Genomic DNA, 23,227 nt, shown 5'->3' with positions numbered 1-23,227 from the left:
GGAACACGTGAAGGTTGGTTACAAGGCCGCAGCCGGAGGCGCGCTCCTGGCCATGGCCCTCACCGCCTGCGGCGGCGGCAGCGGCGACACGCCGAAGGCCGAGTCGAGCCAGGCCGCCCAGCAGCAGGCCGCCGAGCTGCCCGGCAGCACGATCAACCCGGTCTCCTACGACCAGGTCGCCGACGGCGGCGTGGTGAAGCTCGGCCTCAGCCAGTGGCAGGAGCAGTGGAACTACAACCAGGTGAACGGCACCAACGCCAGCACCGACGACGTGATCGAGCCGCTGATGCCGCTGATCGGCATCGCCGACGACAAGGCCGAGGTCACCAACAACCCGGACTACGTCACCGAGTGGAAGATGGACCTCGGTAGCGGCAAGCAGGTCGTCACCTACAAGCTCAACGAGAAGGCGACCTGGTCGGACGGCACGCCGATCACCTACAAGGACTTCGTCGCCCAGTGGAAGGCGCTGAACGGCGGGAACAAGAAGTACCAGGTCTCCTCCACCGAGGGCTACGACCGCGTCGAGTCGGTGGAGAAGGGCGCCTCCGACAAGGAGGTGGTGGTCACCTTCTCCAAGAACTACCCCGACTGGAAGGGCATGTTCTCGCCGCTCTACCCGGCCTCGACGAACGACACGCCCGAGCACTTCAACAAGGGCTGGATCGACAAGATCCCGGTCACCGCCGGCCCGTTCAAGGTCGAGTCCATGGACCAGACCGCCAAGACCGCCACCCTCGTCCGTGACGACAAGTGGTGGGGCCAGAAGGCCAAGCTCGACAAGGTCATCTTCCGGGCCATCGACCAGACCGCCATGATCGGCGCCTTCGCCAACGGCGAGATCGACGCGGTGGAGATCCCGGCGAACGCCGCCGACCTCAAGCGGGCCAAGGAGGTGCCGAACGTCGACATCCGCAAGGCGGCGGCCCCGAACTGGCGCCACTTCACCATCAACGGCTCCTCGGAGCAGCTGAAGGACAAGTCGGTCCGCCAGGCCATCGTGCTGGGCATCAACCGCGAGGCCATCGCCCAGTCCGACCTCAAGGACATGGACTGGCCGATCCAGCTCCTCAACAACCACGTCTACATGAACACCCAGAAGGGTTACGTGGACAACTCCGGGGAGCTCGGCAAGTACAACCCGGAGAAGGCCAAGCAGCTGCTGGACGCCGCCGGCTGGAAGCAGGAGGGCGAGTACCGCAAGAAGGACGGCAAGGAGCTCAACCTCCGCTTCATCGTCCCGGCCGACCTGGCGCTGTCCAAGCAGGAGGGCGAGCTCACCCAGGCGATGCTGAAGGAGGTCGGCGTCAAGGTCACCGTCGAGCCGGTGCCGGGTGACAAGTTCTTCGACGACTTCATCATCCCCGGCAACTTCGACATCGCGCCGTTCTCGTGGCTGGGCACGCCGTTCCCGCTGGGCGGCCTGCCGCAGATCTACAAGACGCCGACCGGCCCTGACAACTACGGCAGCAACTTCCCGCGCATCGGCACCCCCGAGCTCGACCAGGTCATCGAGCAGGCGGGTGGCGAGATGGACCCGGCCAAGGCCGTGGAGCTGGGCAACCAGGCCGACAAGCTGATCTGGGACGAGGTGCACACCCTCCCGATCTACCAGCGCCCCGACATCCACGCCGCCAAGAAGAACCTGGCGAACTACGGTTCGTTCGGCTACGCCGACAAGGACTGGACGAAGATCGGCTTCACCAAGTAGGCGCCACTGCCCGGTGATACCCGCGCAGGACCGCTTTCCCGTGCCCTTCCCCGCTCCGGCGGGGGAGGGCACGGCCCTTTTCGGGCCCTTCACGGCGAGGCGGGAGAGGGCCCGGAAACGCGGGGGCTCTAGAAGAAGGCCGCGCGGCGGGGCAGCGGGTGGACGTTCTCCCTCGGGTCCTGCAGCAGAGCGTCGGCGCACTCCGGGCAGGCGAACAGCGCCGCCTCGTCGGGCAGCCGCCCGATCCTGATGCGCGGGCGCGGCCACTTCTTGTGACAGACCACGCAGGCGTCGCCCTCCCGCTGGGTGCGGGTCAGGCCCTCGGGATCGAAGGTCATGGCGTCCTGCCCCCCTCTGGTCGGCCGCCGGCTCATCGCGCCTCCGGTCGTGATCTGCGATCTCGTATCGCAACCGTTATAACGCCGCGATCTCCCGTGGTCGTCGTGCTATGGGCCAAGGGGCGGTTAAATCACGTCCCGCGCGCATGCCGTATAGCAGCAAAAGGGGCACCTGGCATCAAGCCGGGTGCCCCTTTTATGGGGATGTAAATGGTCAGACCTCGCTGATGGCCTTCTCCAGGATGGTCAGGCCCTCCTCCAGCAGGTGGTCGGGCATGACCAGCGGCGGCAGGAACCGCAGCACGTTGCCGTAGGTGCCGGCGGTCAGCACGAGCAGGCCCTCGGCGTGGCACCGCTTGGCGATCTCGCCCGCCGCGGTGGGGTGCGGGTCCTTGGTGCCGGGGACGACCAGCTCGATGGCGATCATGGCGCCGCGGCCGCGCACGTCGCCGACCACCGGGTTGCGCTCGGCGAGGGCGCGCAGCCGGGGCAGCATGACCTCACCGATGTGGCGGGCCCTGCCGACCAGGTCGTCGGCCTCGATGGTCTCGATCACGCCCAGCGCCGCCTCGCAGGCCAGCGGGTTGCCGCCGTAGGTGCCGCCCAGGCCGCCCGGGTGGACCTTGTCGAGCAGCTCGGCGCGGCCGGTGACGGCCGACAGCGGCAGGCCGCCCGCGATGCCCTTGGCGGTCACGATGATGTCCGGGACGATGCCCTCGTCCTCGCAGGCGAACAGGTTGCCGGTCCGGGCGAAGCCGGTCTGGACCTCGTCGGCGATGAAGACGATGCCGTTCTCGCGGCAGAACTCCACGATCCGCGGCAGGAAGCCCTTGGCGGGCTCGATGAAGCCACCCTCGCCCGCGATGGGCTCGATCACCACGGCGGCCACGTTCTGCGCGCCGATCTGCTTGCTGATCTGGTCGATGGCCTGGGCCGCGGCCTCCTCGGCGCAGTTCTCAGGCCCCGTCGGCCAGCGGTAGGGGTAGGCCAGCGGCACCCGGTAGACCTCGGGGGCGAACGGCCCGAAGCCCTGCTTGTAGGGCATGTTCTTGGCGGTCAGCGTCATGGTGAGCAGCGTCCGGCCGTGGTAGCCGTGGTCGAACACCACGACCGCGTCGCGCCCGGTGGCGCTGCGGGCGACCTTGACCGCGTTCTCCACGGCCTCGGCGCCGCTGTTGAGGAGGAAGGTCCGCTTCTCGTGGTCGCCGGGGGTCAGCGCGTTGAGCTTCTCGCAGACCTCGACGTACGACTCGTACGGCGTGACCATGAAGCAGGTGTGGGTGAAGTCGGCGACCTGCCGGGTGACCCGCTCGACCACGCGCGGAGCCGCGTTGCCGACGCTGGTCACCGCGATGCCGGAGCCGAAGTCGATGAGGGAGTTGCCGTCCGCGTCCACGACGACACCGCCACCGGCGTGCGTCACGAAGACCGGCAGGGTGGTGCCGATGCCCTGGGGGACGGAGGCCTGCTTGCGGGCGAACATCTCGCGCGACTTGGGGCCGGGGATCTCGGTGACGACCCGGCGCTCCTGGGGAAGCGAGGGGCCGCCCTGGGTGACGGTGCTCATAGTGCGAAGGTATGTCGCGTCCGCCGGTGTGCTGATGATGCACTATGGCAAAATTGCGAAGAGCATGCTGGACGTAACGTACAAACCGGAGGTGGATCGTGGCGCCGACGCTCCGCACCGTCGTGCGGCGCCTGCCGCTCCGGCTCGGCGTGCTCGCCGGCCACGACGGCCTCGACCGTCCGGTGAGCTGGGTCGCGGTCAGCGAACTGGAGGACCCGACGCCCTTCCTGGAGGGCGGCGAGCTGGTGCTGACCACTGGCATGCGCCTGGACGCCGGCAACGCCGCGCCGTACGTCGCCCGGCTGGTCGGCAAGGGCGTCACCGGCCTCGGGCTCGGCGTCGGCCTGGGGCACGAGACGGTCCCCGCCGAACTGGTGGCCGCGGCGGCGCGGGCCGGGCTGCCGCTCGTCGAGGTGCCCCGCGACACGCCCTTCGTCGCCATCAGCAAGCTGGTCAGCGACCTGATCGCGGCCGAGCAGTACGACGAGATCAGCCGCGCCTTCGCCGCGCAGGGACGCCTCACCCGCGCCGCGCTGCGCCCCGAGGGGCCGCGCGCGGTCATCGACCGCCTGGCCCGCGAGCTCGGCGGCTGGGCCGTCCTGCTCGACGAGTCCGGAGCCGTACGGCACGCCACCGGCCGGGGCGCCTCCCGGGTCGCCGCCCTCCGTCCCGAGCTGGAACGCCTCCGCAAGGCCCCCGGGGGCGGCGCGCCCGCGAGCCTGTCGCTGTCCACGCCGGGGGAGTACGTCATCGTGCAGCCGCTCGGCGCCCGCCGGGTCAGGGGCTTCTTCGCCGTCGGCCTGGAGCGGCCGTTCACCCCGGTCGCGCACACCGTGGTCAACGCCGCCGGCTCGCTGCTGACCCTCGCCGTCGAGCACGGCCGGGAGCACCTGGCCGCCGAGCGGCGGGTCCGCTCGGCGGTGCTCGGGCTGCTGCTCGCCGGGCAGGCGCGGGCCGGGGTCGAGGCGCTGGAACGGCTGGGCGACGGGCTGCCGGACGGGCCGTTGACCGTGCTCTGCGCGGCCGGCGACGCCGAGGCGGTGCTGGAGGCCGCCGGGTCCGAGTTCGCCGCCCCCCTCGACGGCCGGACGGTGGTCGTCGTGGCCGGGGACCGCGCGGAGGAGACCGCCGCGGCGCTGGCCGAGCACGGCCCGGTCGGGATCGGCGCCCCGGTCGCCCTCGACGACCTGCGCGCCGGGCTCGACCAGGCCGACCGGGCGCTCGCCGCCGCCCGGCGCGCCTCGGCCGGGGTCATGCGCTTCGCCGACCTCGCCGGGCAGGGCCTCCTCGCCCTGATCGACCCGGAGGCGAGCGCGGCGTTCGCCACGGCGCTGCTCGCCCCCCTGCGCGAGTACGGCTCGCGCGCCGACCTGCTGGAGTCGCTGCGCGCCTACCTCGCCTGCAACGGCCACTGGGACGCGGCGGCTCAGCAGCTCGGTGTGCACCGGCACACCCTGCGCTACCGCATGCGCCGGGTCGCCGAGCTCCTCGGCCGTGACCTCGACGACCCGGCGGCCCGCGCCGAGCTGTGGGTCGCGCTGGCCGTCGCGGGCTGACCGCCGCGGACCCGCCGACCGGGACGCGGGACGGGCACGACAGGCCGGGCCGGGCGGTCCCGGGCGGATCGGGTCGGGGACGGTCAGGGCGGCCGAGGAGGCCGGGAACGGTCAGGGCGGCCGGGGTCAGGGCCGGTCGGGGACGGACAGCGCGGCCGGGAGGTCAGGGCCGGTCGGCGAGGTAGCGGGAGATGGTGGCGTAGGTGACGGTCTGGTAGGTGTGGCCGTCGCGCAGGTGCCCGGCGCGCTCCAGGCCGATCGCGCCCTGGGCCGCCGCCCACAGGGCGTCGGCGATCTTCCTGGGCTGGGTCGGGATGAGATAACCCGCCGAGATGCAGTCGGCGATCACCCGGTCGAGGACGTTCAGCGCCGCCCTGGCGAGGGTCCTGGCCCGCTCGCTCGGCGCGAAGCCGGGAATGGCCCGCTCGAACATCAGCGCGTAGTACCCGGGCTCGGCGAGCGCGGCCTCCCGGTAGGCGGGGCCGAGCGCGGTCAGGTGCTCCAGCGCGTTGCGGTGCGGCGGCACCGCCTCCAGCCGTCGCCGGAACCGTTCGAAGCCCTCCAGGTACAGGGCCTCGGCCAGCCCCTCCTTGCTGCCGAACATGGTGTAGATGACGGTCGTCGAGCACCCGGCCTCGGCGGCGATACGGCGCATCGACAGGCTCTCCGGGCCGACGGTGATCAGAAGCTGGCTGGCCACGTCGAGCAGCCTGCCGCGCAGTTCGTCCTGGCCGGCGCGCTCGCCGATCAGGTAGGCGCCCTGAAGGCCGCGTGGCGCCGTAGAGGTCATGCGACCATGCCCTTCTGTTCTCGGGTGGTGGCGATCGGTGACGTGATCGGGGCCGCGCTCCGTGAAACAGGTGCCATCTCAGAAATATCCATAATTGGCCCTGTTTCCGTTACAGGCAGAGAGCGAGATATTTTTATGCGTAACGGCGCGACGGCGCAAGGGTCTTGTGCATGGTGGAGTAACACCGTCCCGGGGGCCGTGACATAGCGTCTGAGCCATGGACGTGCGCCCCTTCTGGCTCGCCGGCCGCCCCGCCACGGGGGACGCCGAGCTCACCGTGACCAACTCCCATGACGGCCGTGTCGTCGGCGTCTGCTCCGTGCCGACCCCCGAGCAGGTCGAGGAGGCCGTCGCCGCGGCCGACGCCGTACGCAAGCAGGCCGCCGCGCTGCCCCTCCACGTGCGGGCCGCGGCCCTCACCCATGTCGTGCGCCGCCTGACCGAGCGGGCCGAGGAGATCGCCCGGCTCATCATGGAGGAGAACGGCAAGCCCATCTTCTGGGCCCGCGGCGAGGTCGGCCGCGCCATCTCCACCTTCCAGTTCGCCGCCGAGGAGGCCCGCCGCCTCAACGGCGAGACCGTGCGCCTGGACACCGAGGCCGCCTCCGCGGGCCGCCTCGCCTACGTCTCCCGCGTCCCGCACGGGCCGGTCCTGGCGATCACCCCGTTCAACTTCCCGCTGAACCTGGTGGCCCACAAGGTCGCCCCCGCCATCGCGGTCGGCGCCCCGATCATCGTCAAGCCCGCCCCGGCGACGCCGCTGTCGTCCCTGGTGCTGGGGGAGATCCTGGCCGAGACCGACCTGCCCGCGGGCATGTTCTCCGTCCTGCCCGTCCCGAACGACCGCGCCTCCGCCCTCGTCGAGGACCCGCGCCTGCCGGTCGTCTCCTTCACCGGGTCCGGGCCGGTCGGCTACGCCATCATGGACCAGGTGCCGCGCAAGCACGTCACGCTGGAGCTGGGCGGCAACGCCGCGGCCGTCGTGCTCGCCGACGCCGACCTCGACTGGGCCGCCTCCCGGACGGCGCTGTTCTCCAACTACCAGGCCGGGCAGAGCTGCATCTCGGTCCAGCGGGTCATCGTCGAGGAGCAGGTGAGCGAGGCGTTCCTCGCCAAGCTGATCCCGGCGGTGGAGGCCCTGGTCACCGGCGACCCCGCCGACGAGAAGACCCAGGTCGGGCCGCTCGTCTCCGTCGAGGCCGCCGAGCGCGTCGAGAGCTGGGTCAAGGAGGCCGTCGCGGCCGGCGCCCGGCTGCTGACCGGCGGCACCCGCGACGGCGCCACCGTCGCCCCGACCGTCCTCGCCGACGTGCCGCGCGACACCAAGCTCGGCTGCGAGGAGGTCTTCGGCCCGGTCATGACCGTCCAGACCGTCTCCGGCGTCGACGAGGCGTTCGCCGCGGTCAACGACTCCAGGTACGGCCTGCAGGCCGGGGTGTTCACCCGCAACCTCGACATCGCCTTCCGCGCCAACCGGGAGCTGGAGGTCGGCGGCGTGATCATCGGCGACGTCCCGTCCTACCGCGCCGACCAGATGCCCTACGGCGGCGTCAAGGACTCCGGCGTCGGACGCGAGGGCGTCCGCTCGGCCATGGAGGACCTCACCTACGAGAAGGTCATGGTCCTCACCGGCCTGTCCTCCCTCTGACGGAGGCCGCCGGGCCGGCATGACCCGGCCCCGCTCTCCGAGCCGTCCCACCGCGCGGCCCGCGACCCCCGCCCCGGGGCCGCGGGCCGCGCGCTTTCCGGCCGCCGCCGGTCTCCCGGGCGCGGCCGGGGCTGTCCGGGGACTCCCGACCAGCGGGCCGGGAGTCCCAGGCGGTTTCCGGGCCGGCCGCCGTCAGGACCGTTCGGCGACGGTGTGCAGATCCCTGACGGTGCTCCCGAAGTAGGGGCCGTACATCGTGCCGTGGTCGTCGCTGTACTTGAAGCTGCTCACCGAGGTGATCGTGCCGCGGCCGGTGACGGCGTCGAAGCCGGTCAGCCAGGGGCCGCCGCTGGAGCCGGCGGTCATGTCGCAGCGCATGCCCTGGTCGGCGGTCTGCTCGTGCGGGTCGTCGTGCACGGGGCCGGCGCAGTAGACCAGGTGCTCGCCGTCGTAGGGGGCGTCGGCGGGGAAGCCGAAGCCGTGGGCCGGGCGGCCCCGGGGGGTGCCGAAGGCGATCTCCTGGGCCCCCACCACGTCGCCGAGGTGCCTGCCGTTCCTGGTGTTCAGCGCCACCATGCCCACGTCGTAGCTGTCGTCGGCGCCGCGCGCCCAGGGACCGGCGACGAACATGCGGCGGGCGGTGAACTGCCCGTACGGCTGCCGCCCCCGGTCGTAACCGGGCACGAAGACCCAGTTGTCCGCCCAGGCGCCGGCGCCGTCCTTGACGCAGTGCCCGGCGGTCACCACCAGGTCGCGGTTGGCGCTCCGGACGGAGCCGGCCGAGCACACGTAGTCGACGCCGCCGACGGTGAGGAAGACCCGCCCGACGGTCTGGGCGACCGAACCGCCGGTGACCCAGCGGGCCCCGGTGACCGGGGCGGCCCGCCGGGTTCCGGCCGCGGGTGCGGCCAGACGCTCGTTCGCGGCGGCCGGGCGCTCATGCGCGGAAACGGCCCGGCGGTCGTGCGCGGAAACGGCCCGGCGGTCGCCTCCGGCGGCCGGAGCGGCGGGACGGCCCTTCACGGCGGGAGCGGCCGGAAGACCCTTCACGGTGAGGGCCCCGGGACGACCGGCGGCGGGAGCGGCCGGGCGGTCGCCGCCGGTGGCGGCGCGCCCGCCGCCCAGCAACCCCGTCACCTTCCCGAGTACGCCGATCGGGACGGCCGCCGCCATCCGTTGCGGGGTCCAGTAGTCGAGCACCCGCCGGTGGCCGGGGGCGTCGTCCGCGGCCGCGTGCTCCACCACGTCGGCGACCTCGGCCGCGACCGAGGAGGCCGGGGCGACCGGATCGCTCTCGCCGGGCACGCCGTTCACGCCGTTCACGCCGGTCGAGCCGGTCGCGTCCGCCGGGTGGACCCGGGGGACGGCGACGGCCGGACCCGCCCGGCCGGTTCCGAGGGGCGCCGCGTCGGTCACGGGACGGGCCGCGGGGCCGCCGACGAGCCCGGCGACGAGCGCGGCACCCGCAAGCAGGGGGAGGCTTGAGGTCATGAGACCCGATTTTGCACTACGTGGTGTGTCGTTGTGACTACTTTCGGTCAATGAGGCATGGTGGCGCGCCGCTCCCGGTGGCCCGGACGGCCCCGCGATCCGGCCCGGTGCGGGGACGGGCCCGAGGAGGCCGCCCGCCTCCCGGATCCCGGTCCTCAGGGCGTGGTCGCTCCCTGGGCGGCCTCGTAGACGTCGCGGGCCTCGGCGCCGAAGTACGGGCCGAACATCCATCCGCCGGCGAAGCCGTACTTGAAGCTGTTGACGGAGTTCACCGTGCCCAGCCCGGTGCTCTCGTCGAAGCCGGTGAACCAGGGGCCGCCGCTCGACCCGCCGTTCATGGTGCAGTTCAGGCCGATGTCGCGGGACATCATGAAGTCGTCGAACGTCTGGCCGGCGCAGTAGACCAGTTTGGAGCCGTCGTAGGGAGCGGCGGCGGGGTAGCCGAAGGCGTGCATCCGCTGCCTGCGGGGCTGGTTGAAGGAGACGCCCTGCCCGCCGACGACGTCGGTCAGCGACCTGCCGTCCAGCGGGGCCACCACGGCGGCGGCCACGTCGTAGTTGACGTCCTCGCCGTTGTTCCACTGCGGGGTGGTGTAGAGGGCGGTCGCCACCCAGGTGCCGTACGGGCGCAGGCCGTTCGCGTAGCCGGGGACGAACACCCAGTTGGTGTGGAAGGCGCCGCCCATCCGCACGCAGTGCCCGGCGGTGAGCACCGTGCTCCTGTTGTCACCGGTGACGGCGGTGGCCGAGCAGGAGGCGTTGCGGCCCTGGTAGGTGAAGAACACCCGCCCGGCGGTCCTGGTCACCGTCCCGCCGCGGGTCCACGCGGCTCCGCTGGATGCGCGCGCGGCCGCCGCGGCGGCGGGCGTCGCGGTCCCGCCCCCCGGGCGGGTGGCCGGGATCTCGACCGGGTCGGCCGCGGCCTGCGCGGCGGTCGCGGCCGCGGTGAGCCGGACTCCTTCCTTTCCGGGCGCGAGCGCGTCGAGCGGCTTGGCGGACTCCATCTTCGCCTCGGTCCAGTAGCGGCGGACGGCGAGCTGCTCGCTCCGCGTGTCGGCGGCCTCCTTCCCGACCGGCTCCGGGGCGGTCTTCGCCGCGGCGTGCGCGGCGGGCCGCGAGGCGGCCCGTGCAGCGGCGGCGCCGTGCGCGTCCGCCGCCGACGGGTCGTGCGCGGCCGCCGACGCGCCGGGTGCGGCGGCCGCCGATGCGCCGTGGGCGAACGTCGCGGGCAGCAGGACGCTGCCCGCGGCGAGCGTGAGGGTGGGGACCAGACGTGCCGTACGGCGCATTTCTCTACCTCCGAAAAACCTGAACGATGAGTCGGGAAGCTAGTGCGCCACATGTCTGCATTTCTCAAGATTTACGAGTATTGCTATATTTAAATTCGGACTTAAATCTCGCTTTTTATCGCCCGTCTCCCGTGTTCCGCAGAACCGGCCGCCGGGCACGGGCGCGACCGGTGGGCGGGAGCCGCGAGAATGGGGCCGTGGACCCAGACATGACACGCTCCGTCGTCCTGCTCGGCTCGACCGGCTCCATCGGAACCCAGTCCCTCGACGTCATCGCCCGCAACCCGGGCGGGTTCCGGGTCGCCGCGCTCGCCGCCGGGGGCGCCCGCGTCGACCTGCTGGCCCGCCAGGCGGCCGAGTTCCGGCCCGAGGCGGTGGCCGTCGCCGACCCCGCGGCCGTCCCCGCGCTGCGCGAGGCCCTGTCCGCCCTCGGCGTGACCGCGAAGGTCCTCGCCGGGCCCGAGGGCGTCGCCGAGGCCGCGGCCTGGCCGTCCGATGTGGTGCTCAACGGCATCACCGGCGCGCTGGGGCTGACCTCGACGCTGGCGGCGCTGAAGGCGGGCCGCACGCTGGCCCTCGCCAACAAGGAGTCCCTGATCGTCGGCGGCCCGCTGGTCAAGCGCCTGGCCGGGCCGGGACAGCTGATCCCGGTCGACTCCGAGCACAGCGCGCTCGCCCAGTGCCTGTGGGCGGCGAGCCCCACCGGCCACGACCCCTCGGCCGTACGCCGGCTGATCGTCACCGCGAGCGGCGGCCCCTTCCGCGGCAGGCCGCGCGCCGAGCTCACCGGGGTCACCCCGGAGCAGGCGCTGGCCCACCCGACCTGGTCGATGGGGCCGGTCATCACGGTGAACTCCGCCACGCTGGTCAACAAGGGCCTGGAGGTCATCGAGGCGCACCTGCTGTTCGACATCGGCTTCGACCGCATCACCGTCGTGGTCCACCCGCAGTCGATGATCCACTCCATGGTCGAGTTCACCGACGGCTCGGTCGTCGCCCAGGCCAGCCCGCCCGACATGCGGCTGCCGATCTCCCTCGCCCTGGGCTGGCCCGGCCGGGTCGCCGGCGCCGCCTCCCCGGTCGACTGGACCCGCGCCCACACCTGGACCTTCGAACCGCTCGACGACGAGGCGTTCCCCGCCGTCGCGCTGGCCCGGCACGTCGGCGAGGCCGGCGGCACCGCCCCGGCCGTCTACAACGCCGCGAACGAGGTCTGCGTGGAGGCGTTCCTGGCCGGCCGGCTGCCGTTCCCCGGCATCGTCGACACCGTGGCCGCGGTGGTCGCCGAGCACACCGTCACCGAGGCCGGTTCGGTCGAGGAGGTGCTCGCCGCCGACACCTGGGCGCGGGTTCGTGCCCGGGAGCTCACCGGGGCTGCCTAAACTGTGAGCGCCGTCGACTTTCACAAGGGCTGAAAAATGACTTCTGTTGCACTCGGTATGCCGTCCGTGAGGACCAGGCCGATCGCCGAGCGTCGCAAATCCCGCCAGATCATGGTCGGGTCCGTGCCGGTCGGCGGGGACGCGCCGGTCTCGGTGCAGTCGATGACCACCACGGTCACCGCCGACATCAACGCCACGCTGCAGCAGATCGCCGAGCTGACCGCGTCGGGCTGCCAGATCGTCCGCGTCGCCGTGCCGTCCCAGGACGACGCCGAAGCGCTGCCGATCATCGCGAAGAAGTCGCAGATCCCGGTGATCGCCGACATCCACTTCCAGCCGAAGTACGTCTTCGCCGCGATCGAGGCGGGCTGCGCGGCGGTCCGGGTCAACCCCGGGAACATCAAGAAGTTCGACGACAAGGTCGGCGAGATCGCCCGCGCCGCGTCCGACCACGGCGTGCCGATCCGGATCGGCGTCAACGCCGGCTCGCTCGACCGCCGCCTGCTGGAGAAGTACGGCAAGGCCACCCCCGAGGCGCTGGTGGAGTCGGCGCTGTGGGAGTGCTCGCTGTTCGAGGAGCACGGCTTCCGCGACATCAAGATCTCGGTCAAGCACAACGACCCGGTCGTGATGGTCCAGGCGTACCGCCTGCTCGCCGCCCGCTGCGACTACCCCCTGCACCTCGGCGTCACCGAGGCGGGCCCGGCGTTCCAGGGCACGATCAAGTCCGCCGTCGCGTTCGGCGCGCTGCTGGCCGAGGGCATCGGCGACACCATCCGGGTGTCGCTGTCGGCCCCGCCGGTCGAGGAGATCAAGGTCGGCACCGCGATCCTGGAGTCGCTGGGCCTGCGCGAGCGCGGCCTGGAGATCGTCTCCTGCCCGTCCTGCGGCCGCGCCCAGGTCGACGTCTACACCCTGGCCGAGCAGGTGCAGGCCGGGCTCGCCGGGCTGAAGGTCCCGCTGCGCGTCGCGGTGATGGGCTGCGTCGTCAACGGCCCCGGCGAGGCCCGCGAGGCCGACCTCGGCGTCGCCTCCGGCAACGGCAAGGGCCAGATCTTCGTCAAGGGCGAGGTCATCAAGACCGTCCCCGAGTCGCAGATCGTCGAGACCCTCATCGAGGAGGCCCTGCGCCTGGCCGAGGAGATGGGCGTGGAGGTCGACCTCGACGACGAGGACGGCCCCGGCGCCCAGGTCGTCGTCGGCTAGCCCGTACGCCTCGGGGCCGGTTCGCCGGCCATCCCGGGAACGTCGCCGTCCGCGAGGCGGCGCCGGGCTCAGCCGTCCCTCCCGCGTCCCTCCCGCGTTCCTCACGCGGGAGGTAATCGGCCGGGCGCCCGACGGTAAAGAACCGGCCGTGTCGCCGGTGGCCCCGTCGCATCCCGGGAGACCATCACCTCTGCCGTAGAAGTAGGGGGACGATGTGAAAAGGGTCATCGGGGTCGTCGCGGGCATCGCGCTGCTGGCCGCCGGGCTCGGAGCGCCTCAGGGGGCGGCGGCGCAGCGGCGGGACGAGCTGGTCTGGAAACCCTGCGGCGGGCAGCGCGGCACCGGGATCTTCGGGCCCCCGGCCGTCCCCGGCCGGGCGGCGAACGAGGAGGAGTGCGCCTCGGTGCGGGTGCCGCTCGACTACGGCGACCCGTCCCGGACGATCAGCCTGGCCCTGACCCGGATCCGCGGGACGGTCGCGCCGGGCCGCGACCACCTGGGCGTGCTGCTGGTCAACCCGGGTGGGCCCGGCGCCTCAGGCCGCGACCTGGCCCGGCGGGTCGCCGCCCAGCTCCCTCCCGGTCTGTCCGGCCGGTTCGACGTGGTGGGCTTCGACCCGCGGGGCGTCGGCAGGAGCCGGCCCGCGCTGCGCTGCATGAGCCCCGAGAAGCTCTACGAGGCCCCCCGCCCCGACTACGTGCCGCGCGACCGCCGGGAGGAGGGCGTGCTGGTCGGCCGCGCCCGCCGGTACGCCGAGGCGTGCGGGAGCCGGTGGAACTGGCTGCTGCCGTACATGACCACCGAGAACTCCGCCCGCGACATGGACGCGATCCGGGAGGCGCTCGGCGAGCGGCGGATCAGCTATCTCGGCTACTCCTACGGCACCTATCTCGGCGCGGTCTACGCCACGCTCTTCCCCGACCGGGTCGGGCGGATGGTCCTGGACAGCGTGGTGGACCCCGAGGGAATCTGGTACGAGTCCAACCTCGCGCAGAACGTCACCTTCGACCGGCGGCACCAGGACTTCCTGCGGTGGACGGCCCGCCACAACGACGTCTACCGGCTCGGCCCGACCCAGAAGGCCGTCTCCTTCGCCTGGTACGCCATGCGCGACCGGCTGCGCGCCCACCCGGCCGGGGGCAGGCTCGGCCCGAGCGAGCTCGACGACCTCTACACCGTCGCCGGCTACTCCGACCTGGTCTGGCCCCAGTTCGCCAGGGCGTTCTCCGCCTACGTCCGCAAGGGGGACGCCGGGCCGCTGCTCGCCGCCCACCGCCGCAACGTGGAGACCGACGCCGCCGCCGAGAACAGCTACGCGGTCTACCTCGCGGTGCAGTGCCGCGACGCCGCCTGGCCGCGCGACTGGGGCGCCTGGCGGCGGGACATGACGCGGATGCACGCCAGGGCGCCCTTCCTCACCTGGTCGAACGCCTGGTACAACGCTCCCTGCGCGTTCTGGCCCCAGCGGGGCGGTACACCGGTCAGGCTGCGGGACGACCCGAGGCTCCCGCCGATCATGCTCATCCAGGCCGAGCGGGACGCCGCCACGCCGTACGACGGGGCGCTGCGGCTGCGCCGGCTGTTCACCGCCTCCCGGCTGGTGAGCGCGACGAGCGGTAACCACGGCGTCGCCTTCGACGGGAACGCGTGCGTGGACCGCCGCCTGTTCGCCTACCTCAGGGACGGCACCCTGCCCGCGCCCGCCCCGTCGGCGACGTCCGCGCGGCCGGCCGCGTCCGGTGACGCCCGCCGTACCGGGGCCGCCGGGGCCGGGACAGCCGGGATCGGAGCCGCCGGTACCGGGACGGGGGCCGCGTACGGCGCGGCACGTCGTCCCGGAATCGCCGCCGACGTCCGCTGCGCCGGAAACCCCGAGCCCGTGCCCGTCGAGGACCGCCCGGTGGCCCGGCCGATCGCCATGGGGGGATGACGGCCTCTGAGTTGGTTCCTGCCAAAATCGAGGGGGTCGCGTAGGCTGAGGCCGTGATGCTCCGCACGATGGCGTCGCGCGTACTCGACGACAACGACCGTGACGAGGTTCTGGCGTTGCTCGACGCCGACCCGGTGGCCAACGTCTTCGTGGCCTCCCGGGTCCGTGCCGTCGGGCTCAGCCCGGCCCGGCTCGGCGGGCAGATGTGGGGCTTCGGACCGCGCGGCGGCCTGACCGCCCTCTGCTACGCCGGCGCCAACCTGGTGCCGGTCAACGCCGGCCACGACGCCGTGCACGCCTTCGCCGACCGCGCCCGCAGGCAGGGCCGCCGATGCTCGTCGATCGTCGGTCCGGTCGAGGCCATCAGGCCGCTCTGGGAGCGGCTGGAGCCCCACTGGGGTCCGGCGCGGGCCGTCCGCTGGGCGCAACCGGTGATGGCGGCGGCCCGGCCGTCGCCGGTGCCGATCGACCCGCTGGTCAGGCGGGTCCGGCCGGACGAGTTCGACATCCTCCTGCCGGCCTGCGTGGCGATGTTCACCGAGGAGGTGGGCGTCTCCCCGGAGGCCGGGGACGGCGGCGCGCTGTACCGCTCCCGGGTCGCCGAGCTGATCCGCATCGGCCGCTCCTACGCGCGGATCGAGGACGGCCGGGTCGTCTTCAAGGCCGAGATCGGCGCGGTGACGCCGCTGGCCTGCCAGGTGCAGGGCGTGTGGGTCCACCCCGGCCTGCGGGGCAGGGGGCACGCGGTGGCCGGGATGGCCGCCGTGGTCAAGCACGCGCTCGACTGCTTCGCACCCGTGGTCTCGCTGTACGTCAACGACTACAACGCCCCCGCCAGGGCCGTCTACCGCAGGGCCGGGTTCGAGGAGGTCGGCACCTTCATGTCGGTGCTGTTCTGACCGGTCAGGCCGTCCCGGGCGCGGCGGCCGGGCCGTGACGGGGCGGGGGAGGCCCGCCGCGCCGGGTCAGACGCCGCGTACCAGGCAGGTCAGCAGGCGCTCCAGCTCCGCGTCGGGGTCGGCGGTGAGACCGGCGTGGACCGGGCCGGTCTGCACGATCGTGCTGCGCGGCGCGGTCAGCCAGCGGAACCTGCCGCCCAGCGGCTCGGCGGCCAGCGGGCCCGCGTCGGCGGTGCAGGACCGCTGGTAGACGCCCAGGGCCTGCCGTACCCCCTCGACGTCCGCCCGGGGGTCCAGGGCGCGCAGCCGCGCCTCGTCCAGCTCCACCCGCGCGCACAGGTAGCCGCGCGGCTGGCAGTAGAGCAGCACCCCGGCGTTGATCAGCTCGCCGCGCTCGACGCGGGGGATGACCCGGATCACGGCGTACTCGTAGACGTCCTTCACCGGTTGTCCCTCCAGAACGCGCCCACCGAGCCGGTCTTCCTCTCCCGCCGCGGAGCCTGTCCCGGCTCGGCGGGCGGCTCGGGCACCCATGTCCGCGGCTCCTGGACGCGGGCCAGCAGGTGGTCGACGTACGCCTGCCGTACGGCCTGCGCGCCGTCGAAGCCCGGCTCGCCCTCCAGCCACTCGTCGGGGACCTCGTCCACCACCGCGTCGAGGAGGTCCCGGGTGATCAGCGGGGCGAGCTCGGAGTCGGCCCGCGCCGTCTCGGTGGCGAAGGGGGCCAGCACGTGGTCGTCGGCGCGGAAGCCGCGCCGGGGGTCGGCGGTGGGCCAGTTGTGGTGGAACCACAGGGCCGCGCCGTGGTCGATCAGCCAGACGTCGCCGTGCCACAGCAGCAGGTTGGGGTTGCGCCAGCTCCGGTCGACGTTGTGGATCAGCGCGTCGAACCAGATCAGCCGGGAGGCGAACTCCGGGTCGGGCGGCCAGGTCAGGGGCTCGAAGCCCAGCGCCCCGGGCAGGAAGTCGACCGCGAGGTTGGCGCCCTCGCTGGCCTTGAGCAGGTCCTGGATCTCCTCGTCGGGTTCGCGGGCGCCGAGCTGGGGATCGATTTCGATCATCCTCAGCTCGGGGGTGCGGAAGCCGAGCCGCCTGGCCAGCTCGGCGCCGATGACCTCGGCGACGAGCACCCGGCGGCCCTGACCGGCGCCCCGGAACTTCACGACGTAGGTGCCGAGGTCGTCGGCCTCGACCACCCCGGGCAGCGACCCGCCCTCCCGCAGGGGCGTCACGTAACGGGTCGCCGTGATCTGTTCCAGCACCTCGCCAGGCTACCGGGTCGCCCGGGGGCGGGCGGCGGGCACCGGTTCCAGGCGGAGCCGGTCTCGGGTGGGGCCGGTCTCGGGTGGGGCCGGTCTCAGATGGCATCGGTCTCAGACAGGACCGGTTTCGGGTGGAACCGGTTTCGGGCGGGGCCGGTCGTGGCCGGGGCCGGTTTCGGGCGGAAAGGCACTGACCTGAGCATCACATGAGTGTCACGGTCCGGTCGCCGGTGGCCTGGTCACCGTTGACTGCCGGGGACACCTCTTCTTGAGTGGAGGGAAGGGGCGACGGCGGGGGAGGGAGGCTCACGTGCCGACTACGGAGCCGCTCACGTCAGCGGACCCCGGGAGACTCGGGGAGTACGAGATCATCGGCCGCCTGGGGGAGGGCGGCCAGGGAACGGTCTACCTCGCCGCGCACCCCGCCGGCGGGGACGAGCGCTACGCCGTCAAGCTGCTGTACCGGTCGCTCGGGGAGGACCGGCACGCCTTCCTGCGCGAGGCCGAGCTGGCCAAGCAGGTCGCCCGGTTCTGCATCGCCCAGGTGGTCGACGCCGGGCTGGCGGGTGACCGCCCCTACATCGTCAGCGAGTTCGTCGACGGCCCCTCGCTCCAGCGGGAGGTCGAGCTCGGCGGCCCCCGTTCGGGTGGCGCCCTGGAGCGCCTGGCGATCGGCACGGCCACCGCGCTGGCCGCCATCCATCGGGCCGGGATCGTGCACCGCGACTTCAAGCCGCAGAACGTGCTGCTCGGCCCGGACGGCCCCAGGGTGATCGACTTCGGCCTGGCCAGGGCGCTGGACACCGGCGCCGCCCCGGTGGCCGGCGGCGCGGGCACCCCCGCATACATGGCGCCCGAGCAGGTGGAGGGGGCCGAGGTGGGCCCGGCGGCCGACGTCTTCGCCTGGGGCGCCACCATGTGCTTCGCGGCCAACGCCTGGCCCCCGTTCGGCCAGGACTCGGTCGCGGCCGTGCTGCACCGCGTTCTCACCGCGCCCCCGGAGCTGGGCCGCCTGGACGGCTGGCTCGGCAGGCTGGTCGCGGGCTGCCTGGCCAAGGACTTCCGCGACCGCCCCACGAGCCGGGAGCTGCTGCTCGCGCTCCTCGGCGAGGACGGCGGAGTGCCGGCGCCGGACGTCACGCCGCCCGCGGGCCGCGCGGCGGGCCGTACCGGGCCGCCGCCGGACCGGGCGCCGGGCCCTCCGCCGGGTTTCCCCTCGCTCGCCGGGCAGGCGGTGGACCCTTCGCCGTTCGCGGGGCGGGCGGCGGGTCCGTCGTCCGCCGGGCGCGCGGCGGGCCACGACGGCCCGCCGGGACCCGGCGCCTTCCCCGCCAGGGCGACCGAGCCGCCCGCCCGCTCCCGGAGGGCGGTCACCAGGGCCTCCGTCGCGATGTCCGGGGCGCTGCTGGTCAGCGCGGCGGTGCTGGCGGGGACGCTGATCCCCGCGGTGGGCGGGGGCGGGAACCAGGCCATGGGCGACGGGCTGATCGGGCCGTCCGCCGAGGCCGGCGTACGGGATCGGCTCACCGCGCGTCCCGACCGGACGGCCGGCCCGCCCGAGATCCCGTCCGGCGTCACCGCGCCGCTCATCCCGCCCACGAGGTCCCGGACGGGGAAGACCTCCGTCCCGCCGGCGGAGAGCGCCTCCACCCCGCCGCCGGCCGCTCCACGGGTGACCGTTCCGGTGCTCGCCGGGCTCGGCCACGCCGAGGCGTCGCGGCTCATCAGGAGGGCCGGGCTGGTCCTGGGCGCGCTCACCCGGACCGACTCCGACCGGCGGATCGGGCAGGTCGTGGGGAGCCGGCCGGAGGCGCGGGCCACCGTCGCCCGGGGGAGCAGGGTCGATCTGGAGATCTCGGCGGGGGTGGCCGTCCCGCGGCTGGCCGGCCTGGACACGGAGGCCGCCGTGGCGGCTCTCACCCGGGCGGGCCTGGTCCGGGGGGAGGTCACCACGCGCTGCTCGGCACGGCCGCGGGGAGAGGTGCTCGCCAGCACCCCCGGCGCGGGCTCGCGGGTCTCCTCCGGCGACGGGGTCGCGCTCGTCGTGTCCCGGCGCGGCACACCGGTGCCCTCGCTGGCGGGGCGGACGGCGGAGGCCGCGCGTGACGCGCTGAGCGAGGTGGGCCTCGCCGTACGGCTCCTGCCCCGGCTCGTCGACGACCCGGGGCGGGACGGGAAGGTACTGGAGCAGGACCCGGCGCCGGGCGGGTGCGCCGCGCCGGGCGCCACGGTCGTGATCACCGTCGGTGTCGCCGGGCAGTCCGGGCCGGGGCCCGGGGAGCCCTCCGACGGGCCGGACCCCTCCGCCCCGCCGGACCCGTCCGCCACGGAACACCCCGGCCCGTCGGAGGGCCCGGTGGGCGAGGACTGAGCCGGGTGAGGGCCGAACCGGGTGAGGCTGAGCCGGGCGGAGCGGATCGGAGCGGGGGGCGAGGCGTCGCGACGGCGTGACCGGCGGGATCCATGGGATTTTTGGGGCCGGTGGGACGTGAGCGGCGCTATGAGATGACCCGGTGGGGATTGATACGCGCGGGGTTCGGTGGACGAGTGTGTTCATCGTCTCATTCACTGTCAAGATCCCTTATTTCGTGATAATTCGCAATACGCTCTCCTGGGATTTCGCGTGCCGTACGAGGCCCGCGCCGGTTTCGAGAGTTCTCAAGGGGACGGTCACCGATGTCGGGCTTGCTGGGGCGGCTGGGAAGTTGGTGCGCGCGGCACGGCAGGGCCGTGCTGGCGCTGTGGGTCGCCGTGGCGGTGCTGCTCACCGCGGGCTCGCTGCTGTTCCCCGGCCCGGTGAACAACGACGTCGCCATCCCCGGCACCGACGCCCAGCGGGCGCACGACCTGATGCGCGAGGGCTTCGGCCCCGGCTACGACACGGGCGGCACGGTCCAGATGGTGCTCTACTCGCCGGACGGGCCCCTCACCGTCCAGAGCCGCAAGAACGCGGTCCAGCGGGCGATGGACGAGATCCGCGCGCTGCCGAACGTGACCGAGGTGCAGACCCCCTACCGGACCGGCGGTCTGGCCTCCAGCCTCCAGATCGGCCTCATCACCGTCAAGCTCCAGGGCCACGACACCGACAAGGTGGCCGAGATCAGCCGCCAGATCTCGGACGCGGCGGCCCCCGTGCGGGCGGCCGGGATCGAGGCGGTGCCCGCCGTCGCCTCCAGCCCGGCCGACAAGGAGATCAAGACGGGGACCAGTGAGATCATCGGTGTGCTCTGCGCGCTGCTGGTGCTGCTCTTCGCGTTCGGCACGGTGGTGGCCGCGATGATCCCGATCTTCACGGCGCTGGTCAGCATCGCGACCGGTCTGGGCCTGATCAGCCTGCTCGGGCACCTCGTGGACGTGCCGAAGCAGGCCTCCATCATGGCGACGATGATCGGGCTCGGCGTCGGCATCGACTACGCGCTCTTCCTGCTGAGCCGGCACCGCGGGCTGCTGGCCTCCGGGGTGCCGGTCCACGAGGCGGTGCGCCGGGTCGTGGCGAGCTCCGGCGGCGCGGTGGTCTTCGCGGGCGGCACGGTGATCATCGCACTCAGCGCGCTCATGCTCGCCGGGTTCCCGATGCTGCAGACGCTCGGCTGGATCACCGGCATCTCGGTCGTCTGCGCGGTGGTCACCGCGGTCACCCTGGTGCCCGCGCTCCTCGGCCTGCTCGGGCACCGGGTGAACGCGCTGCGCCTGCCGTTCGCGGGCGGCCGGAGGGGCGGTCACGGCGCCTCCGGCTGGTCGGCGCTCGGCACCTGGGTCGCCCGCCGCCCCTGGCGGGTCCTCGCGCTCAGCGTCGTGATCCTCGGCGCGCTGACCGCCCCCGCCCTCGGGCTGAGGCTCGGCACGCTCGACGACGGCTACGCCGAGAAGGGCACCGACGCCCGCCGCGCCTACGAGCTGCTGGAGGCCGGGTTCGGGCCGGGGTTCAACGGGCCGCTGATCGTGGTGGCCTCGCTCGACGGGAAGGTCACGGACCCGGAGTCCGAGCCGGCCGTGCTCAAGGAGCTCAAGAGGAAGGTGGCCGCGGTCGACGGCGTGGCGCACGTCGCCGACCCCGTTCTGAACGACGCCGGCACCGCCGCGCTGGTCCAGGCGATCCCCGACTACGGCCCCGGCGACCCGCGGGCGCTGGACGTGGTCGAGGGTGTGCGCGCGATCCGCCTCGACGGGGCCGAGGTGCACGTGGGCGGCCAGGTGGCGGGCATGGCCGACGCGAACGCGCGGATGGCCGAGCGCACCCCGGTCGTCATGGCCGTCGTGGTGGCGCTGAGCGCGGTGCTGCTGCTCCTGGCGTTCCGGTCGCCCGTGGTGGCGATCAAGGCCGCGGTGATGAACCTGGTCTCGCTCGGCGCGGCGTTCGGCGCGCTGTCGCTGGTCTTCTCCTTCGGCCTGGGCAGCGCCCTGGTCGGCATGGACCCGCCGGTCGGCGTGGACGACTCCTTCCTCACCGCGGTCTTCTTCACGGTGCCGATCGACAGCTACATCCCGCTGATGCTGTTCGCGGTGCTGTTCGGCCTGTCGATGGACTACGAGGTCTTCCTGCTCACCGCCGTACGGCAGGCGTACCTGCGGCACGGCGACAACCGGCGGGCGGTGGCCGAGGGGCTGGGCTCGACCGGCCGGGTCATCACCTCCGCGGCCCTGATCATGGTGGCCGTCTTCGTGGCCTTCATCGCCTACCCCGATCCCATGGTCAAGATCTTCGGTGTCGGTCTCGCCGTCGCCGTCGCGGTGGACGCCACCGTCATCCGCGGCCTCCTGGTGCCGTCGACCATGGCCCTGCTCGGCAGGCTCAACTGGTGGTGCCCGCGGTGGCTGGACCGGATCCTGCCGAACCTCTCCGTGGAGGGGCACGACGAGGAGGAGGAGACCCCGGCGGAGGAGCCGCGCGGCCGGCTCGTCGGCGCCGGCCTGGGCTGACCGCGGCGGCCGCCGTCCGGGCGCGGCGGCCGGCGCGGCCGGGTTCAGACCGCGGCCAGTCGCCTGCGCTCGTGGACGACCAGGGCGACCGCGACGCCGGAGGCGCCCCGCCGTCTTCAGGGGCCGGGCAACCGTTGAAGCGCTATCGCCAATTGCCGTTCTGCTCGACGAACGCCTGCCCGCTGATCGGCTTGCCCCGGTATCGTCCGGTGACCGTGGCCGGGCTCTCGTAGAGGCCGCCGAAGGCGCTCTGGAGTTCGGCTCCCGGCTTGGCGGTGACGGTGAGGCTGGTGTCCAGCGCGGGGATGTTCACGATCCACCGCGTGCCGTACCGCTGCTTGCTGGTGGGGCTGGTCCAGAAGCCGGAGGTGGTGTCAGCGAGCCGATTCACCGCGACGACCTCGTGGGTTCCGTCCCGGCGCAGCACGGTCGCGTAGGGGAACTCATTGCCCTCGCCGAACAGGTCCCAGAGGTTGACCCGGTCGCCGTTGGACAACTGCACAGCCATCCAGGTCCACTTCTGCATGGTGCTCCAGTCCCAGGAACCCCACTGGCGGTCCATCCACGACTCCCCGGTCACCGGATAGGTGCGGTCGTCCACCTTGAGCGTTCCCTGCGTCGCCAGGCTGGGCAGGGAGTAGTAGTAGCTCGTGCCGCCGAGGAAGGGGATCAGCCCGGTCCCGTTGTTGTACAGCACGGGCCCCTGCGCCTTGAGCGTCAGATCGATTTCGCCGACCGGCAGCGTGGCGCGCAGGCGCATCGCCTCCATGGGCCCGGACAGCGTCGCCGTCGGCGTGCGTATGTCCAGCTCGGTAGTGGAAAAACTGGTCTGGTCGAGCGGGTAGCTCTTGCTCTCCGTGTAGAACGCGCCAGTCGTCTTGTCAGTAATCGCGATCATGACCTGCGGTCTACCGGCGCCGCCGATCGTGACCTGGTAGCCGAACCGGTGGCCACGGGCGTTGACGTGTCCGACCATGTACCACCATTCCTGGCGTGCGTCCGGATGCGCCGCCTGATCGGCAGGCAGACGCACGAACGCGGGGAAAGCGGGTGCCGCCGTGGCCGCCGCCGACTTGGCCCTGCCCGCTGCCCCGGGACCGGTCTCGGCCGCCGCCGGGGCGGACGGCGACATTCCTGCGGTCAGCACCGCGCCGAGCGCCAGGGCGGCGATTGACGTGACTGATCGACGTAGCTGTCCTTGCATATGAGTCCTCATCTCCAGCCGGCGAAACACACCT

17 protein-coding genes are annotated in these 23,227 nt (G+C 73.1%); 9 read left to right on the top strand and 8 right to left on the bottom strand.

The window, feature by feature from the left end; all coding sequences use genetic code 11:
- The first annotated feature begins 7 nt into the window (after window positions 1-7).
- Entirely contained in the window at window positions 8-1,711 is a 1,704-nt protein-coding gene (locus IEZ10_RS03920) for an ABC transporter family substrate-binding protein (protein ID WP_189244999.1), read from the top strand.
- Window positions 1,712-1,839: 128 nt separating this feature from the next.
- On the opposite strand, the gene IEZ10_RS03915 is transcribed toward IEZ10_RS03920, so the two are convergent.
- Together IEZ10_RS03915 and gabT are read right to left on the bottom strand one after the other, a co-directional pair.
- Window positions 1,840-2,049, bottom strand: coding sequence for a hypothetical protein (locus tag IEZ10_RS03915; protein WP_229810906.1), 210 nt, complete (start codon window positions 2,047-2,049; stop codon window positions 1,840-1,842).
- A 214-nt stretch (window positions 2,050-2,263) separates the two neighbouring features.
- Window positions 2,264-3,616 (bottom strand): 4-aminobutyrate--2-oxoglutarate transaminase, encoded by a 1,353-nt coding sequence (gene gabT, locus IEZ10_RS03910; RefSeq protein WP_189244997.1) that lies wholly within the window; start codon window positions 3,614-3,616, stop codon window positions 2,264-2,266.
- A gap of 98 nt (window positions 3,617-3,714) precedes the next feature.
- On the opposite strand from gabT, the gene IEZ10_RS03905 reads away from it, so the two are divergent.
- Entirely contained in the window at window positions 3,715-5,172 is a 1,458-nt protein-coding gene (locus tag IEZ10_RS03905; protein ID WP_189244996.1) for a PucR family transcriptional regulator, read from the top strand.
- A gap of 163 nt (window positions 5,173-5,335) precedes the next feature.
- Here the strand turns inward: IEZ10_RS03905 and IEZ10_RS03900 are convergent, their stop codons facing one another.
- Window positions 5,336-5,962: a TetR/AcrR family transcriptional regulator gene (locus IEZ10_RS03900; protein WP_179819022.1), complete on the bottom strand. Its 627-nt coding sequence runs from the start codon at window positions 5,960-5,962 to the stop codon at window positions 5,336-5,338.
- 217 nt (window positions 5,963-6,179) lie between these two features.
- Here IEZ10_RS03900 and IEZ10_RS03895 point away from each other — a divergent pair, with 217 nt between their 5' ends.
- A complete protein-coding gene (locus IEZ10_RS03895; RefSeq protein WP_189244995.1) occupies window positions 6,180-7,610 on the top strand; it encodes an aldehyde dehydrogenase family protein in 1,431 nt (476 codons plus the stop codon).
- 192 nt (window positions 7,611-7,802) lie between these two features.
- Here the strand turns inward: IEZ10_RS03895 and IEZ10_RS03890 are convergent, their stop codons facing one another.
- Window positions 7,803-9,101: a hypothetical protein gene (locus IEZ10_RS03890; protein WP_229810905.1), complete on the bottom strand. Its 1,299-nt coding sequence runs from the start codon at window positions 9,099-9,101 to the stop codon at window positions 7,803-7,805.
- A gap of 155 nt (window positions 9,102-9,256) precedes the next feature.
- On the bottom strand, window positions 9,257-10,390 hold the full coding sequence (locus tag IEZ10_RS03885) for a trypsin-like serine peptidase (RefSeq protein WP_189244994.1): 1,134 nt from the start codon (window positions 10,388-10,390) through the stop codon (window positions 9,257-9,259).
- Window positions 10,391-10,599: 209 nt separating this feature from the next.
- On the opposite strand from IEZ10_RS03885, the gene dxr reads away from it, so the two are divergent.
- From dxr to IEZ10_RS03865, 4 genes are all read left to right on the top strand, one after another.
- Window positions 10,600-11,772 (top strand): 1-deoxy-D-xylulose-5-phosphate reductoisomerase, encoded by a 1,173-nt coding sequence (dxr, locus tag IEZ10_RS03880; RefSeq protein WP_189244993.1) that lies wholly within the window; start codon window positions 10,600-10,602, stop codon window positions 11,770-11,772.
- A 36-nt stretch (window positions 11,773-11,808) separates the two neighbouring features.
- Window positions 11,809-12,978, top strand: a complete 1,170-nt coding sequence (gene ispG / locus IEZ10_RS03875; protein WP_189244992.1) for a flavodoxin-dependent (E)-4-hydroxy-3-methylbut-2-enyl-diphosphate synthase — start codon at window positions 11,809-11,811, stop codon at window positions 12,976-12,978.
- 214 nt (window positions 12,979-13,192) lie between these two features.
- The gene (locus IEZ10_RS03870; protein ID WP_229810904.1) at window positions 13,193-14,908 is read left to right on the top strand and encodes an alpha/beta hydrolase; all 1,716 of its coding nucleotides are present in this window, start codon (window positions 13,193-13,195) and stop codon (window positions 14,906-14,908) included.
- 56 nt (window positions 14,909-14,964) lie between these two features.
- The gene (locus IEZ10_RS03865; RefSeq protein WP_189245103.1) at window positions 14,965-15,807 is read left to right on the top strand and encodes a GNAT family N-acetyltransferase; all 843 of its coding nucleotides are present in this window, start codon (window positions 14,965-14,967) and stop codon (window positions 15,805-15,807) included.
- Between the two features lie 66 nt (window positions 15,808-15,873).
- Here the strand turns inward: IEZ10_RS03865 and IEZ10_RS03860 are convergent, their stop codons facing one another.
- Complete coding sequence (locus tag IEZ10_RS03860; protein WP_229810903.1) at window positions 15,874-16,251, bottom strand: DUF3037 domain-containing protein; 378 nt, start codon at window positions 16,249-16,251, stop codon at window positions 15,874-15,876.
- Window positions 16,248-17,069: a HipA family kinase gene (locus tag IEZ10_RS03855; RefSeq protein WP_189244990.1), complete on the bottom strand. Its 822-nt coding sequence runs from the start codon at window positions 17,067-17,069 to the stop codon at window positions 16,248-16,250. The genes IEZ10_RS03860 and IEZ10_RS03855 overlap by 4 nt, the downstream gene beginning before the upstream one ends.
- Before the next feature lie 310 nt (window positions 17,070-17,379).
- Between IEZ10_RS03855 and IEZ10_RS03850 the strand changes: the two genes are divergently transcribed.
- Together IEZ10_RS03850 and IEZ10_RS03845 are read left to right on the top strand one after the other, a co-directional pair.
- Complete coding sequence (locus IEZ10_RS03850) at window positions 17,380-19,440, top strand: protein kinase domain-containing protein (RefSeq protein WP_189244989.1); 2,061 nt, start codon at window positions 17,380-17,382, stop codon at window positions 19,438-19,440.
- Between the two features lie 305 nt (window positions 19,441-19,745).
- A complete protein-coding gene (locus IEZ10_RS03845; protein ID WP_189244988.1) occupies window positions 19,746-21,989 on the top strand; it encodes an MMPL family transporter in 2,244 nt (747 codons plus the stop codon).
- 142 nt (window positions 21,990-22,131) lie between these two features.
- On the opposite strand, the gene IEZ10_RS03840 is transcribed toward IEZ10_RS03845, so the two are convergent.
- Window positions 22,132-23,121, bottom strand: a complete 990-nt coding sequence (locus tag IEZ10_RS03840; protein ID WP_506004875.1) for a lipocalin-like domain-containing protein — start codon at window positions 23,119-23,121, stop codon at window positions 22,132-22,134.
- Between the last annotated feature and the right edge of the window lie 106 nt (window positions 23,122-23,227).

This window comes from Streptosporangium pseudovulgare, assembly GCF_014648055.1.
GTDB lineage: Bacteria > Actinomycetota > Actinomycetes > Streptosporangiales > Streptosporangiaceae > Streptosporangium > Streptosporangium pseudovulgare.
Note: the sequence above shows the minus strand (reverse complement) of the source record. Positions and strands in the feature narration are given on the sequence as shown.

Excerpts from the sequence above, each read along its gene's own strand:
- IEZ10_RS03890 (WP_229810905.1), bottom strand. The coding sequence starts at position 9,101 with ATGACCTCAAGCCTCCCCCTGCTTGCGGGTGCCGCGCTCGTCGCCGGG.
- ispG (WP_189244992.1), top strand. The coding sequence starts at position 11,809 with ATGACTTCTGTTGCACTCGGTATGCCGTCCGTGAGGACCAGGCCGATC.
- IEZ10_RS03900 (WP_179819022.1), bottom strand. The coding sequence starts at position 5,962 with ATGACCTCTACGGCGCCACGCGGCCTTCAGGGCGCCTACCTGATCGGC.
- IEZ10_RS03915 (WP_229810906.1), bottom strand. The coding sequence starts at position 2,049 with ATGACCTTCGATCCCGAGGGCCTGACCCGCACCCAGCGGGAGGGCGAC.
- IEZ10_RS03840 (WP_506004875.1), bottom strand. The coding sequence starts at position 23,121 with ATGTCGCCGTCCGCCCCGGCGGCGGCCGAGACCGGTCCCGGGGCAGCG.
- gabT (WP_189244997.1), bottom strand. The coding sequence starts at position 3,616 with ATGAGCACCGTCACCCAGGGCGGCCCCTCGCTTCCCCAGGAGCGCCGG.
- IEZ10_RS03865 (WP_189245103.1), top strand. The coding sequence starts at position 14,965 with ATGCTCCGCACGATGGCGTCGCGCGTACTCGACGACAACGACCGTGAC.
- IEZ10_RS03895 (WP_189244995.1), top strand. The coding sequence starts at position 6,180 with ATGGACGTGCGCCCCTTCTGGCTCGCCGGCCGCCCCGCCACGGGGGAC.
- IEZ10_RS03845 (WP_189244988.1), top strand. The coding sequence starts at position 19,746 with ATGTCGGGCTTGCTGGGGCGGCTGGGAAGTTGGTGCGCGCGGCACGGC.
- IEZ10_RS03885 (WP_189244994.1), bottom strand. The coding sequence starts at position 10,390 with ATGCGCCGTACGGCACGTCTGGTCCCCACCCTCACGCTCGCCGCGGGC.
- dxr (WP_189244993.1), top strand. The coding sequence starts at position 10,600 with ATGACACGCTCCGTCGTCCTGCTCGGCTCGACCGGCTCCATCGGAACC.